General features: G+C 48.9%; 12 protein-coding genes, 1 rRNA gene, 1 other RNA gene and 1 other annotated feature. Of the genes, 11 read left to right on the forward strand and 3 right to left on the reverse strand.

Features of this window, described 5'->3' with window-relative positions; translation table 11 throughout:
* The 4 genes from rrf to ACFO8Q_RS20130 all read left to right on the forward strand — a co-directional run.
* Positions 1–70, forward strand: a 5S ribosomal RNA gene (gene rrf, locus ACFO8Q_RS23960); the annotation flags it as partial.
* Between the two features lie 136 nt (positions 71–206).
* Positions 207–591: RNase P RNA component class B (gene rnpB, locus ACFO8Q_RS20120), an RNA gene on the forward strand.
* Positions 592–756: 165 nt separating this feature from the next.
* Positions 757–2,418 carry a dihydroxy-acid dehydratase gene (gene ilvD / locus ACFO8Q_RS20125; RefSeq protein WP_380028404.1) on the forward strand — a complete coding sequence of 554 codons (1,662 nt, stop codon included), beginning with the start codon at positions 757–759 and terminating at the stop codon, positions 2,416–2,418.
* Between the two features lie 197 nt (positions 2,419–2,615).
* The gene (locus ACFO8Q_RS20130; RefSeq protein WP_380028406.1) at positions 2,616–2,846 is read left to right on the forward strand and encodes a hypothetical protein; all 231 of its coding nucleotides are present in this window, start codon (positions 2,616–2,618) and stop codon (positions 2,844–2,846) included.
* A gap of 76 nt (positions 2,847–2,922) precedes the next feature.
* Here the strand turns inward: ACFO8Q_RS20130 and ACFO8Q_RS20135 are convergent, their stop codons facing one another.
* Genes ACFO8Q_RS20135 through ACFO8Q_RS20145 form a run of 3 tightly spaced genes read right to left on the reverse strand, consistent with a single transcriptional unit; the run spans position 2,923 to position 5,540 of the window.
* Positions 2,923–4,551 (reverse strand): GMC family oxidoreductase, encoded by a 1,629-nt coding sequence (locus tag ACFO8Q_RS20135; RefSeq protein WP_380028408.1) that lies wholly within the window; start codon positions 4,549–4,551, stop codon positions 2,923–2,925.
* Positions 4,544–5,143, reverse strand: coding sequence for a gluconate 2-dehydrogenase subunit 3 family protein (locus ACFO8Q_RS20140; protein WP_380028410.1), 600 nt, complete (start codon positions 5,141–5,143; stop codon positions 4,544–4,546). Before ACFO8Q_RS20140 ends, ACFO8Q_RS20135 begins: the two co-directional genes overlap by 8 nt.
* 4 nt (positions 5,144–5,147) lie before the next feature.
* Complete coding sequence (locus tag ACFO8Q_RS20145; RefSeq protein WP_380028412.1) at positions 5,148–5,540, reverse strand: hypothetical protein; 393 nt, start codon at positions 5,538–5,540, stop codon at positions 5,148–5,150.
* A gap of 122 nt (positions 5,541–5,662) precedes the next feature.
* Here ACFO8Q_RS20145 and ACFO8Q_RS20150 point away from each other — a divergent pair, with 122 nt between their 5' ends.
* The 7 genes from ACFO8Q_RS20150 to ilvN all read left to right on the forward strand — a co-directional run bounded on the left by ACFO8Q_RS20150 (position 5,663) and on the right by ilvN (position 13,683).
* The gene (locus ACFO8Q_RS20150; RefSeq protein ID WP_380028414.1) at positions 5,663–6,346 is read left to right on the forward strand and encodes a hypothetical protein; all 684 of its coding nucleotides are present in this window, start codon (positions 5,663–5,665) and stop codon (positions 6,344–6,346) included.
* Between the two features lie 87 nt (positions 6,347–6,433).
* On the forward strand, positions 6,434–7,321 hold the full coding sequence (locus ACFO8Q_RS20155) for an NAD(P)-dependent oxidoreductase (RefSeq protein ID WP_380028416.1): 888 nt from the start codon (positions 6,434–6,436) through the stop codon (positions 7,319–7,321).
* A gap of 384 nt (positions 7,322–7,705) precedes the next feature.
* Positions 7,706–8,995 carry a homoserine dehydrogenase gene (locus ACFO8Q_RS20160; protein ID WP_380028418.1) on the forward strand — a complete coding sequence of 430 codons (1,290 nt, stop codon included), beginning with the start codon at positions 7,706–7,708 and terminating at the stop codon, positions 8,993–8,995.
* Between the two features lie 40 nt (positions 8,996–9,035).
* Positions 9,036–9,872, forward strand: a complete 837-nt coding sequence (pheA, locus tag ACFO8Q_RS20165) for a prephenate dehydratase (protein WP_380028420.1) — start codon at positions 9,036–9,038, stop codon at positions 9,870–9,872.
* 302 nt (positions 9,873–10,174) lie between these two features.
* Positions 10,175–10,425: a binding site (T-box leader), on the forward strand.
* Between the two features lie 106 nt (positions 10,426–10,531).
* Positions 10,532–11,431 (forward strand): branched-chain-amino-acid transaminase, encoded by a 900-nt coding sequence (gene ilvE / locus ACFO8Q_RS20170; RefSeq protein WP_380028422.1) that lies wholly within the window; start codon positions 10,532–10,534, stop codon positions 11,429–11,431.
* 51 nt (positions 11,432–11,482) lie between these two features.
* Positions 11,483–13,192 (forward strand): acetolactate synthase large subunit, encoded by a 1,710-nt coding sequence (gene ilvB, locus ACFO8Q_RS20175; protein WP_380028657.1) that lies wholly within the window; start codon positions 11,483–11,485, stop codon positions 13,190–13,192.
* Positions 13,189–13,683, forward strand: a complete 495-nt coding sequence (gene ilvN / locus ACFO8Q_RS20180) for an acetolactate synthase small subunit (RefSeq protein ID WP_380028424.1) — start codon at positions 13,189–13,191, stop codon at positions 13,681–13,683. Before ilvB ends, ilvN begins: the two co-directional genes overlap by 4 nt.
* Positions 13,684–13,693: the final 10 nt, after the last annotated feature.

Below are 13,693 nucleotides of genomic sequence, written 5' to 3' on the forward strand. Positions count from 1 at the left end.
ACGGAAGTTAAGCTCTCCAGCGCCGATGGTACTTGGGCACGAGCCCTGGGAGAGTAGGTCGTTGCTAGGCGTAGAGCGCTTTGGCTTCTTGGCTAAAGCGCTTTTTAATCCTCATTTTTGTTTTGTTTTGTTCGAGAACTTCAGTTGAAGCTTGTTCTCGATTTTGTTAAGATAAAACTTGTTCAATTGTGAACGAAAACGCAGGTTAAAGTGAGTAATCGCGCTGGTGATACACCGGTGAGGAAAGTCCACACTCGCCCGGGCTGTGATGCCCGGAGTTCGGATGCCTGACCAATTCATAAGTCAGGGCAGTCTGGTTTCGACTGGACTGACGGCGGTGAAAGGAGCTACGTCCTTCGGGATATGCTCCGAATAGCCTGAAAGTGCCACAGTGACGAAGTCTCCTTGGAAACGAGGAGAGTGGAACGAGGTAAACCCCATCTGCGAGAAACCCAAATTATGGTAGGGGAACTGCCCGGAAGGAATCCGAACGGAAGGGCGGATCGCGAACCGCGATAGATAGATGATTACACTCAAGTGCGAGGTTGGCGGCCGTTTGCAGCACAAGAGAACAGAATGTGGCTTATAGCTTTACCTGCATGCCAAACTATGTTAAAACTCGCGTCTAGTCGATGACTAGACGTTTTTTCATTTACACTTGTCAGATTCTATTCGCTTTGTTACTATTATTAAAATCCTGAATAGAAAGAAAACACGGTGTAGCACAGATTATCGAACTTGGGAGAGGGCGAAACTATGAGAAGTGATATGATCAAAAAAGGATTTGATAAGGCACCGCATCGAAGCCTTTTAAAAGCAACCGGATTGAAAGACGAGGACTTTGACAAGCCATTTATTGCGATATGCAATTCCTTTGTGGAAATCATTCCGGGACACGTGCATTTAAATGAATTTGGCAGACTCGTAAAAGAAGCTGTTCGTGCGGCTGGAATGGTTCCGTTTGAATTTAATACAATCGGCGTGGATGATGGCATTGCGATGGGGCACATTGGCATGCGGTATTCACTTCCGAGCCGTGAATTAATCGCGGATTCGGTGGAAACGGTTGTGAATGCCCACTGGTTTGACGGTATGATCTGCATTCCAAACTGCGACAAAATTACACCAGGTATGATGATGGCTGCTATGCGGATCAACATTCCGACCGTGTTTATCTCTGGTGGACCTATGGCTGCCGGGAAAACCAGCAAAGGCCAAGTGGTGGACCTCAGCTCGGTCTTTGAAGGTGTAGGAGCGTATCAGGCAGGCAAAATTACCGCAGAGGATCTGAAGGATATTGAGGATAACGGATGTCCTTCTTGCGGTTCTTGTTCCGGCATGTTTACCGCCAACTCTATGAATTGCCTGTGTGAAGTGCTGGGAATCGCACTTCCCGGAAACGGCTCCATTCTGGCGACGGATCCGGCTCGTAAAGAGCTGATTGCTCGTGCGGCTGAAAGTCTTAAACTTTTGATTGAAAAGGATATCAAACCGCGTGATATTGTCACTCTCGAAGCAATCGACGATGCGTTTGCCCTGGACATGGCAATGGGCGGTTCCACAAATACCGTTCTGCACACCTTGGCAATTGCCCGGGAAGCCGGAATTGAATATCCGATGTCCCGAATTGATGAAGTTTCTCGCCGTGTTCCTCATATTTGTAAAGTTAGTCCCGCATCAAACTGGCACATGGAAGATATTCACCGGGCTGGCGGAATCAGTGCGATCTTGAAGGAACTGAGCAAAAAAGAGGGAGCACTCCATCTGGACCGCATCACGGTTACTGGTACAACTCTCGGTGACAATATTGCCGATGCGGATATTCAAGACCCTGAAGTCATCATGACGGTGGAAAATCCGCACAGTCATCAGGGCGGCCTGCGTGTGCTGACGGGTAATCTAGCGCCGGACGGAGCTATTATAAAAAGCGGTGCGACTGAAGTAAAGCGTCATGAAGGGCCTTGTATCATTTTCAATTCGCAGGAAGAAGCATTGGAAGGGATTATGTCCGGCCAGGTAAAAGAAGGTTCCGTGGTTGTGATTCGCTACGAAGGACCGAAAGGCGGACCGGGCATGCCAGAAATGCTGGCGCCCACTTCCGCGATTGCAGGTATGGGACTTGGTTCCAGTGTGGCACTGCTCACGGATGGCCGTTTCTCAGGTGCCAGCCGTGGAATCAGCGTGGGTCATATCTCGCCGGAAGCGGCGGCAGGCGGACCTATAGCGCTGCTGCGAGACGGAGACGTTGTAGTGATTGATGTAGATGAACGGATTATCGAAGTCAAACTCAGTGACGAAGAGCTTGCGAAAAGACGTGCTGAGTGGGTGGAACCGGAACCGAAAGTGAAAACCGGATGGTTGGCGCGCTATTCCAAGCTGGTCACATCGGCCAATACAGGTGCGGTTCTCAAGGTCTAGTCTGGGCGAACACACATTTTTCCCGGAAAGCAGGCAAAAGCCTCCATCCGCACATACCGTGTATAGTGAAGCAACTACCCAAAGTTCAAGCCCACACAGAATCATGTTCTATCAAACATGGACTCCCCCAATAAAGTTTTGGTGGGGGAGTGCCTTGCTTACCTTCACTTTCCTGGGGTATCGAAGGAGGTATACGCTTGTTTCCTGTTTATCGTCAGGTGCAGCCGCAAACTTTTGGCCAATACCCTTATCCCTATCCGTTTCCGCCTTTCCCGCCGTTTCCACCTTTTCCGGGAGGCAGATTGGAACAACGGGTGGATCGTTTGGAGCGTCAAGTAGCCAGGTTGGAGGCGGAAGTGGATCAAAAGAATCGGGAAATTCAAGAACTGGAACGTCGCGTACGCCGTTTGGAACAACGGCCTTATTAGAACTTGTATGTTCAACTGGACCAGGAAAAAACGTACTCGGTTACGTGCGGATCTCGCATATTCTGAGTACGTTTTTTTAGATTTCATGCCGGCTCATTTGCTCTTTCAGATACTCAGCCGTTCTGGCTGCGAGAGCCATCACCGTATTGGTTGGGTTTCCCCCGCCGGAGGTCACAAACAGACTTGCACTGCAGATAAACAGATTGGGAATGTCGTGCGTCTGACCGAAGGAATTGGTAACCGAAGAAGAAGGATCGTTCCCCATCCTGCACCCACCCATTAAATGTGCTGTGTCGTCCGTAATGAATTCAGGCTTTCCGCCGGCTGCCACCAGAATTTCCTGCATTTTTCCCACGGCGTGAGCAATCAGCTTTTTGTCGTTTTCCCCGTAGGAAAAAGATATTTCAGGAATGGGGATTCCGTATTCATCTTTCTCATCCGAAAGTGTAACGCGGTTGTCCGGGTTGGGGAGCACTTCTCCAACTAATGTAACCCGACCGTAGAAATTGTAATCCAACATGACTTTACGGAGTTTCTCTCCCCACAAATTTGTGCTTTTCGCAATTCCTTTCGCCATTTCCATCGGCCGGGAGCCGTGGGCATGGAGAGTATATCCTCTAGCAAATCCACGTTCCCGGTCCGTCTCGTAAAATTCCTGCGTTGTGGCGAGGACCGGAGTTCCTTTGTATAACCGGATTTCCTGTTCGAATTTCGCGTACACATCGTGGCTGCTATGGGGCATGATGGCTTTACCGACCCAACCGCTGCTGTTCGCGAGCCCATCCGGAAATTGTGCGTTGGCAGAGTGTAACAACAGACGCGGTGTTTCGACGACAAAGTTTGCGAGCATCACAACACGAGCGTTTTGTTCATACGTTTTCCCTTCATGAACAAACGTGACTCCCGTTACCCGACCGTGTGAATCAGTTAGGATTTGTGTGACCATGCAGTCCGTAAGCACTTCTGCACCGTTTTGAATGGCTTTGGGAATGTGGTGAATCAATGTGCTGAATTTTGCGTTAGGCATACATCCCTGGTTGCAGAACCCACGGTTAATACAAGGCGGGCGACCGTCAAATGGAGCCGAGTTGATTGCAAGCGGAGCCACCACGCTGCGGATCCCCAATTTTTCACAGCCGATTCTGAACATCTCGGCATTTGCACTGATTGGTTCTCGCTCCGGAAATGGGTACGGTCCTTGAAATGGTCCCCACGGAAAATGCTTAGGGCCTGACACGGCGATTTCTTTTTCAATTTTGTCATAATAAGGAGCCAGATCTTCGTAAGTGATCGGCCAGTCTTCTCCCACACCGTCTGCCGTCTTCGTCCGAAAATCACTTTCGTGAAACCTTAAAAACACACCTGTAAAATGAGTGGTGCCGCCTCCAACGCCCTTGCCCGAATTGTTGTGTCCCATCTGCAGCGGATCGTTTCCCGTAACAATTCGCGTGTCCTGCCAGCCAAGTTGCAGCATGGATAGTTCATCGCTGGCAAAATCGGTTTGCGGATTCCAGAAAGGCCCGGCTTCTATGACCACAACTTTCAGACCCGCCTTGCTCAATTCGTGAGCTAAGACGCCGCCTGCGGCACCGGCGCCCACAATACAGACATCCGCATTGTCCTTATACTTCCTATGGTTCAGATCACTGAAACGATGTCCCTGCATATGGTCTGCATTGTGATGGATCGGATCGTGACTATGCATCCCTTCTCTTCGCCTCCCAAGGGTCTGTAAGACCCATTTCAGACCGCACATACCCTCGCGGATATGCAGGACCCGCATATCCGATTTCAGACCATATGGACGGGTGTGAGTAATATGCAGAGACAGACTCGGTTAAGAGTTTTGAAAATAAGTCCTGGGCAGGAATCTGAACTCCGTCCGCATTAAGTTGGAGAGTTCCCCGCATGAGCTGGTCAACAATCATGTGCTGGATGTGATCCTCCAAGCCGGAAAACAGGGCTCCGTAATCGGAAGTGCAGTACTGATCAAGAGCACGAAGTCCTTCCCGGATGAGCACTGAGTGCTTTGGAATCCCTTTTTTACGCTGCGACTCCCCTATGTCGGAAGACAGTTTGTTATCGAAATGGTGCACAACATAATACAAAATGGTATCTCTCGTGTCATGCAGCAGAACCGAACACAATTGATAAAGGGTTTCGGCCTCTTGCTGGCTTAAGGTTTTATAATTGCCAAGCTCCAGTCGCTTTTCGACGATTTCCCGCGTGTGCGGATCCCAATGTTCTTTTTGATCCATTACGTCAAAGTCAGGATAATGTGTGTGAAAAGGATTCATTCCGTCACCCCCAAAGCAAAGCGATCAGTCCCAGAATGCTGATTGCGCTTACCATAGCAGGCATCACCAGCGGAGGGCCAATCATAAAATTTCGCAGCTCATATCCGCCTACCCGCTCACCGACACCCCGCACATGCATATAAGACCCAAACATTCCTGCTGCCACTCCGACGATCAACAAAACAACCAACAGATACCGGAGCCAGGCAACGTTATACATACTGAGATAAAGCAGCAGCACCCCGAACGCCGGAGTGGCCAGAACGGGAATCCACATCGACCAATGGCGAAAATTCTGCCGGTAATGAAAGAGTGTCACTTGGACAAAAATCATCAAAAAAGCGGCCCCGACAAACATAATCAAAATGCGTTCAATCGGCCATCCGATCCAATTCACTAAATCACGCCTCCTGATTTTTCTTCATAGTGTACCCTTCCGGTTGCCAGAAATTCTCTTTTTAGTCAGGGGGGTTTCCGGTCATACTAGCTTTTGATTCCACCAAGAAGGAGAGATGACACATGACGGTCGTATCGTTGAAACCGGAGCTCCGCACCAACGGGGGCGAGACAGTCAGCATTTATTGCGACGGCGACTGGGCGGGCGATGTGTATTTGGTGTATCGGGAAGGAGATCTATTGACAGGAACGGTACAAATTGACACCGGAAAAGTCAGCGAACGAAATTTCGACTACGTGATGGACGAAGTGCGAACCTATATCAGTCATCTCTCAGCGGCCTTGAATATCACCACTTCTTCTGTGGTGATGATGCACGGAGACATTGAGCAAATTCTCGAGATGGATCCGTTGGATACACCGGTGGAGAATGATGAGTGGTTGGACGGAACTTATGAAAACGACTTCTACACAGATGGCGATAATGATGAGATGGAGATGGAGGAAGAGGCTGATCCGGAGGATTATCATCTGAGCGTCATGTCGGACGAAGGTGATCATGTAAAATATCGCCTACACGATGATTTTGATAATGTGATCGGCATGGTTTCAGTTGACGAAATTGGGGATTCGGTCTCCGGCCGGGTCGACTTCTGGGTCGAGCCTGACAAAGATGAGCCGGCAGAGGTAGCTGAAATGCTGTTTGAGACTTTTAAAGACGAAGACGTGAATCAAATCTCGTTTACGATGAACTATGAAGATCAGCATATTGCGGATATGTATCTGGAACGCCATGATTTCGAATAAATAGGCTGGATTTTTCCACCCCCCTGTTGAATTCCGGGGGGATCTTTGCGTTAATAGAGGTAAGACAACTTGGGGAGGAATCCAAATATGAAAATCGGGTTTATCGGGGCAGGCACCATGGGTGTCCCTATGATTCGCAACTTGCAGAAGGCCGATTTTGACGTGGCTGTGTATGTGCGGCGCGCTGGGGTTCGTGAGCAAATGTTAAATGCAGGATGCCAAGTGGCTGATACATACAGGGAATTAGCTTCCACTTGTGACGCTGTGCTGCTTTGCGTACCGAATGATGCTATTGTCGAGGAGGTTGTGGCGGGTGAAAACGGGCTTTTGTCTTCTGCAAAAAAAGGTCTGGTCATCATCGATCACAGCACCGTATCTCCGTATACAAGCCGTAAAATGTACGATCTGGCAAAAACGATGGATGTGGGATACCTCGATGCACCACTCTCCGGAGGGCCAATGGGGGCTGAAGCCGCCACGTTAACGATTATGGTCGGAGGAGACAATGATACATATGAGGCGATGCTGCCAGTATTGCGGGCAATGGGTGAGAATATCCGTCTTATGGGGGCATCGGGAGCAGGCAATATTGCGAAATTAATTAATCAGCTCATAATCGGGGTCACCCAATCCGCGATTTCGGAAGGGTTTGTATTGGGCAGCAAAATGGGCGTCAACCCACGGGCTCTTTATGACATAATTTCTACATCTACGGGAAACAGTTACGCGCTGCATCGAACGGTTCCGGAATGCATTTTGAAAAGGGATTTTTCCCCGAAGTTTACGATCGATTTGCTGCATAAAGATCTGATGCTTGCAAACGATATGGGGCGGCAGGAAGGAGTCCGGTTATTGGCTGCGAACCTGGCGGAACAGATTTTTCAAGAGGCCCGAAATGCCGGTCATGGCCCGAAGGACATCTCTGCATTGCTTCTTCCGTTGGAAGATTTGGCGAAGGCAGAAGTAAAAGATTAACGACAAAAGTTGACGAAAAATAACAGCTTGTCTATAATGAACCCAAAGACAACCTAATAATGACGCACACGACCAAGGTTTCTTAAAACTAGGTGAGTAAGAAACCTGGTCGCTACCGGCTTCCGGTTGTGCGAACAAAAGTCTTCCCGTTTAAACGGATGTGTTGTTCTCCCATTCCCGTTCCCTGGAGAATCAGCGCACCTGTTTTCTCGGTGAAGGCTTTTTGTTTTGCGAATTCTTAAAGCGTAACTGGATCTCTGGGTCAGCAAATTTTGGCGGCTTGAATAAATTTTCTATTGCCAAGGATCGGAACCTGTTATATACTGTCTCCTAATTAAAGACTTATGTCTTTCGTAGAGAGACAACATATGGGGAGTTGGAGACATGAAGCAACAGGTTAAAATTGGGATGCTTGGCTTAGGTACGGTGGGTTCCGGTGTAGTCCAGGTGTTTCGGGAAAATGGAGAAGAATTGGAGAAACGGACAGGGCTCCCGATCCATATCAAGTCGATCGTGGTGCGGGACCTTGAAAAGGAACGACTGGTGGACGTTCCCACTGAACTGTTAACGACCGATGCTCAGGCAGTGGTGAACGATCCTGACATTGATATTATCGTAGAAGTAATGGGTGGAATCGAAGGAACAAAGGATCTTTTGCTGACTGCGTTCCGAAACCGAAAGAGTGTAGTAACCGCAAACAAAGATTTGATAGCGGAACACGGCGATGAGTTAACGTTTGCCGCAACTGAAAACGGATGTGATTTCCTGTATGAGGCAAGCGTAGGCGGCGGGATTCCGATTATTCGTCCTCTTCGCAAGGATTTGGCAGGGAACAGGATCAATGAAGTGATGGGAATTGTAAATGGTACGACCAATTTTATTCTTACCCGGATGAGCCAACTGGGAGTTTCATTCGAAGATGCGTTGAAAGAAGCCCAGGAGCTTGGATATGCGGAAGCGAATCCGGCCTCCGATGTGGAGGGGTGGGACGCAGGACGAAAGATTGCGATTGTCGCCTCACTGGCTTTTAACTCAAGGGTGAATTTTCCGGATGTCGATGTGGAAGGCATCACTTCCATTACCTCGACAGATATTGAACACGCAAAGCAATTGGGGTACGCAATCAAATTAATTGGTTCTGCCCAAGAAAAAGACACGGGTAAAATTTCCGCACAGGTTTTTCCGGCACTTGTTCCTCTGGCGCACCCTCTTGCTTCTGTGAACGGTGCGTATAATGCGATTTTTGTTCGCGGAAATGCGATTGGAGAGGCCATGTTCCTTGGACTTGGAGCGGGACAGCTGCCGACCGCCAGCGCCGTAGTTGGTGACATTGTGGAAGCAGTGCGGAATTTCCATGCAGGCACACGCGGCAAATTTCTGGTAGACTGTTATGCTAAAAAAGAGGTACAGTCTGCATTAGAGAATCATCATCAGTTTTACCTGCGTTTAGAGGTCGCCGACAAAGCGGGTGTTCTAGCCGCAATTGCCGGAACCATGGGCGAACACGGAGTAAGCATTGAAACCATGTTCCAAAAATGGGCTTACAATCAAACGGCAGAAATTGTCGTAATTACCCACAAAGTAAGGGAGGGCGACATGCGGGATGCCTTGAATGAGTTGGGCGACATGGAACAGGTGAAAGCAATTCGACAAACGCTTCGTGTCGTGAACTGACGCGGAAAATAAAGCAATTGAAAAAATTAGCAGACAGGGAATGATCTGGGTGAAAGTCGGTTATTTAGGACCGCGGGGGACCTTCTCGGAGGAAGCGTCCCTCCGGTATTTTGCGGGCAAAGATGTGGAGTGGAAAATGTATCCTTCCATTGTGGATGTATTGGATGCGGTACAGGAACAAGAAATTGACTGCGGAGTTGTGCCGATCGAAAATTCGATCGAGGGATCTGTCAACACGACTATGGATGGACTCGCACAAGATCCTGATCTGTTTATCGAAGCCGAATTGGTCCTTCCGATTGAACAGAATCTGTTGGTGAATGAGGGAACGGTACTGTCCGATATCAAAGAAATCTGGTCTCATCCCCAGGCGCTGGCACAATGCCGGAATTTCATCCGCAGCCTCGGGGTAAGAGTCAAAACTTGGGACAGCACAGCCACTGCGGCACTCGAATTGGCCGAATGCAAAAGACAGGATATTGGAGCGATCGGGAACGCTTGGGCGGCAAAAAATTTTGGACTTCATATTTTACAATCCAATCTCCAGGATATGTCCGAAAACCATACCAGGTTCGTTGTGGTGCGAAGAGGAGAGACAGCGCTTTCACGAGCGGATAAATCGATGCTGCTGATCACGTTAAACGAAGAGCGGGCGGGGGCTCTCGTTCATGTGTTAAATATTTTTGCGGCATTGGAACTTAATTTGACAAGGATTGAGTCGCGACCCACCCGTAAAAAACTCGGAACCTATCAATTTTTTATTGATGTGGAGGCTGGGGTGCAGGAGGAAGACTTGCAAAAAGCGGTTTCCATAATTGGCACCTTTGGACATCAGGTCCGCGTTCTCGGAAGTTACATGAAAGATAAAAAAATTTAAAAATCGGCATTGACAGATAATCGACTACCTCACTATAATCAGTTTAACGATTTAATAAAGTTTTCTGACATGATTCGTCCAAGAGGGCGTCTAGGGTTCCGCTGGAATTTCCGGGCCTGGACCGAGCGATGCCGGCATCAAGCGGGATGTTTGATGTACACCGTAGGGATAAAAGCCCTCCGGCAGGTCTTGGCAGTGATCGGAAGGGATACTTCATACCAATTCGATGAGTCGACGAATTGGACGGGGGTGCTCTTTGCTGCCGGAATCTGCTCCGGGGCTTCTGTTTTTCACCATAATGCAATACAGCGATGACAAGGACAAGTAAAATCAGAGCTCTGATGCCAGAGATCCGTCCATATGGTGCGAGGACGGTCGTCATCTTTGATTTGAAGCTCACCTTCGAGCTTTGTTTCTGAAACGAATGGGTTCGGATTAGGAAACAGCGGTTTGTCTCCGTTACAGGACAAAAGTCAGATGCGACTTACAGAGTCTGTAGTTCGTGAGAATTACAGAGAAACTGGGTGGTACCGCGATATCTCTCGCCCCAGCAGTCGAACGGGTTCCGATTTATTCAACCAATCGTTCGAATGTAGAGGCGAGTGATTTTTTTATTAATCGATTTAGACAGACAATTCTGAAAAAAGGAGAGGGTTATCATGAATGAGCCATTCATTTACCTTGATGGAGAATATGTACCCAAAAGCAAAGCAGTTGTATCGGTCTTCGATCATGGGTTTCTTTACGGAGATGGAATTTTTGAAGGTATTCGCTGCTACTCTGGCAACGTGTTCCGGCTAAAAGAACACATCAAGCGGTTGTATGAATCAGCCAAGTCGATTCTGCTCGACATTCCGATGACGCAGGAAGAAATGTCGGATGCGGTGGTTGAAACTTTACGAAGAAATGGGTATGCGGATGCATATATTCGTCTTGTAGTGTCAAGGGGCGTCGGCGACCTGGGGCTTGACCCGCGTAACTGCGTGAAACCAAGCATTATCATCATTGCCGAACAGTTAAAGCTGTTCCCGCAGGAATTCTACGAACAAGGGCTGAAGATTGTAACAGTCCCAACCCGCCGAAATGTACCGGATGCGCTGAATCCGAAAATCAAATCTCTCAACTATCTCAACAACGTGTTAGTAAAAATTGAAGCGGCAAGAGCAGGCGTGTTGGAAGCGTTAATGCTGAACCATGAAGGATATGTCTGTGAAGGATCAGGTGACAATGTATTTATCATCAAAGACGGAAAAGTGACCACACCGCCCACATACCTGGGTGCTTTAGAGGGAATCACGCGGAATGCGATTATAGAGATCTGTGAGAACCTTGGAATTCCCTGCGAGGAGAAACCATTTACCCGTCACGATGTATATGTCGCGGATGAAGTCTTTCTGACCGGCACCGCTGCGGAAGTGATTCCGGTAGTTGACGTTGACGGTCGTGTGATTGGGGACGGGACGCCGGGTTCGATGACCGAAATGCTGATTCGGGAGTTCCGCAAAACTACAACCGTAGACGGAATTAAAATTCCGGAATTGGTTTCAAAAGCCGTTTAAGCACGAGTTAAACATTCGAGAAAGAGGTGGGGAGAAATGACGGTTCAAGCGATGGGTACAGCTCCGGCCCAACAAGCGGAGCCGGTCGAAATGACAGGTGCCCAAATGGTTGTCGAAAGTCTGAAAAGATTGGGAGTCTATACGATATTCGGGTATCCGGGTGGTGCAATTCTTCCCATTTACGATGCGCTCTATGAATCCGGTATCGATCATGTGCTCGTTCGGCATGAGCAGGCAGCCATCCATGCGGCAGAAGGATATGCAAGAGCTACAGGTAAAGTCGGAACGGTTATGGCAACCTCCGGGCCGGGAGCTACGAATTTGATTACCGGAATTACAGATGCGTATATGGACTCTACTCCTGTGGTAATTATCACCGGTCAGGTTCCGACCTATGCGATCGGGGGGGACGCGTTCCAAGAAGCGGATATAATTGGGATTACAATGCCGATCACCAAGCATAACTACCAAGTTCGGAACGCAGCGGAATTACCAAGAGTACTTGTGGAAGCGTATCATATTGCCGGAACGGGACGTCCTGGACCTGTCCTGGTTGATATTCCAAAGGATGTGTCCAATCAGGTTGCACCGTTTGTCTTTCCGGAAGCGGTCCATATTCGGGGGTACAATCCAACTGTGGAGCCTAGCCCCGTACAGATCGAAAAAGTGTGCGACGCGATTTCGAAAGCAAAGCGTCCTGTGCTTTACATTGGGGGCGGCATCATCAGCGCAAATGCTTCCGAGGAAATTCGGACATTCGCCAGACAGGCCGGGATTCCGGTGGTTTCCACATTGATGGGGCTGGGTGCGTTTCCGCCTGATGACCCGCTTTTCATAGGAATGCTTGGAATGCACGGAACCTATGCAGCCAATATGGCAGTTTATCACTGCGACTTGCTCATCGCATGTGGTGTTCGCTTTGACGACCGGGTAACCGGAAAACTTGAAAGATTCTCTCCAAATTCGAAGAAGGTTCACATTGATATCGATCCGGCTGAGATCGGAAAGAATGTGAAGGTGGAGTATCCGATCGTAGCGGATGTAAAGAATGCATTAAAAGCGCTTTTGGAAAAATCGCCTCATGCAAATTGCGATGATTGGATTTATGATGTGCAGGCTTGGAGCCGCGAATATCCTTTGTCGTACAAAGACGATTCAAATGTTTTGAAGCCGCAGTATGTCATTGATCTCACGGATCGAATGACGAACAGCGAGGCGATTGTCACAACAGAAGTTGGACAGCACCAAATGTGGGCGGCTCATTTTTACCGGGCGAAGGAGCCCAGAACATTCATTACGTCGGGTGGACTGGGCACAATGGGATACGGGTTCCCGGCTGCCATGGGGGCTCAGCTTGCGAAGCCTGATTCGACCGTTATCTGTATTGCCGGTGACGCTTCGTTCCAGATGAATATTCAAGAACTGCAAACGATCTCGGAACGCAATATTCCGGTAAAAGTATTTGTTATCAACAATCGATTCTTAGGCATGGTTCGTCAGTGGCAGGAGATGTTCTATGAGAACCGTCTGTCCGAATCGAAAATTGGAGCACCTGATTTTGTTCGGGTGGCCGAGGCGTATAATGTCAAGGGAATTCGCGCTCAGACCCCGGAAGAAGCTGAAAAGGCGATAGCAGAAGCATTGGCTCATCCCGGACCTGTCGTGGTGGATTTCATTGTAGAAGAGGGAGAAAACGTGTTTCCGATGGTGCCGGCAGGCAAAGGAAACGATGAAATGATTGTCAAGGGGTGGGATGAATGAGGCACACCTTGTCGGTTCTTGTGAATGACCAGCCGGGGGTTCTTGCCCGGATTGCAGGATTGTTTTCCCGCCGTGGCTTTAACATTGACAGTCTGACGGTAGGTCCGGCTGAAGAAGCCGGATTGTCCCGAATGACGATCACAACGATCGGCGACGAAGATACAATCGAGCAGGTCATGAAACAATTGCACAAGCTGATTGATGTGATCAAAGTCCAAAATATTACCAATGATCCGATGGTGGAGCGGGAGCTTCTGTTAATTAAAATCGCTGCGAATCCCGCTGCCCGTACCGAAATTACCGGCATTGTCGAGCCGTTCCGTGCATCTGTTGTGGATGTGGGGCGGAACTCGATGATTATTCAAGCAACCGGGAATCGGGAGAAGAACGATGCTTTGATTGAACTCCTCCGTCCGTATGGAGTCAAAGAAATTGCCAGAACCGGTGCGACTGCGCTTGTTCGCTCGCAAGTCGTCCGGGTGAAACAATAAATCCACTAAA

Source organism: Effusibacillus consociatus, from assembly GCF_042652925.1.
GTDB classification, from domain to species: domain Bacteria; phylum Bacillota; class Bacilli; order Tumebacillales; family Effusibacillaceae; genus Effusibacillus; species Effusibacillus consociatus.

Bases quoted from the DNA above. Each gene is read 5' to 3' on its own strand.
- pheA (WP_380028420.1), top strand. From the start codon at position 9,036: ATGATCTGGGTGAAAGTCGGTTATTTAGGACCGCGGGGGACCTTCTCG.
- ACFO8Q_RS20135 (WP_380028408.1), bottom strand. From the start codon at position 4,551: ATGCATAGTCACGATCCGATCCATCACAATGCAGACCATATGCAGGGA.
- ACFO8Q_RS20140 (WP_380028410.1), bottom strand. From the start codon at position 5,143: ATGAATCCTTTTCACACACATTATCCTGACTTTGACGTAATGGATCAA.
- ilvD (WP_380028404.1), top strand. From the start codon at position 757: ATGAGAAGTGATATGATCAAAAAAGGATTTGATAAGGCACCGCATCGA.
- ilvN (WP_380028424.1), top strand. From the start codon at position 13,189: ATGAGGCACACCTTGTCGGTTCTTGTGAATGACCAGCCGGGGGTTCTT.
- ilvB (WP_380028657.1), top strand. From the start codon at position 11,483: ATGGGTACAGCTCCGGCCCAACAAGCGGAGCCGGTCGAAATGACAGGT.
- ACFO8Q_RS20150 (WP_380028414.1), top strand. From the start codon at position 5,663: ATGACGGTCGTATCGTTGAAACCGGAGCTCCGCACCAACGGGGGCGAG.
- ilvE (WP_380028422.1), top strand. From the start codon at position 10,532: ATGAATGAGCCATTCATTTACCTTGATGGAGAATATGTACCCAAAAGC.
- ACFO8Q_RS20155 (WP_380028416.1), top strand. From the start codon at position 6,434: ATGAAAATCGGGTTTATCGGGGCAGGCACCATGGGTGTCCCTATGATT.
- ACFO8Q_RS20160 (WP_380028418.1), top strand. From the start codon at position 7,706: ATGAAGCAACAGGTTAAAATTGGGATGCTTGGCTTAGGTACGGTGGGT.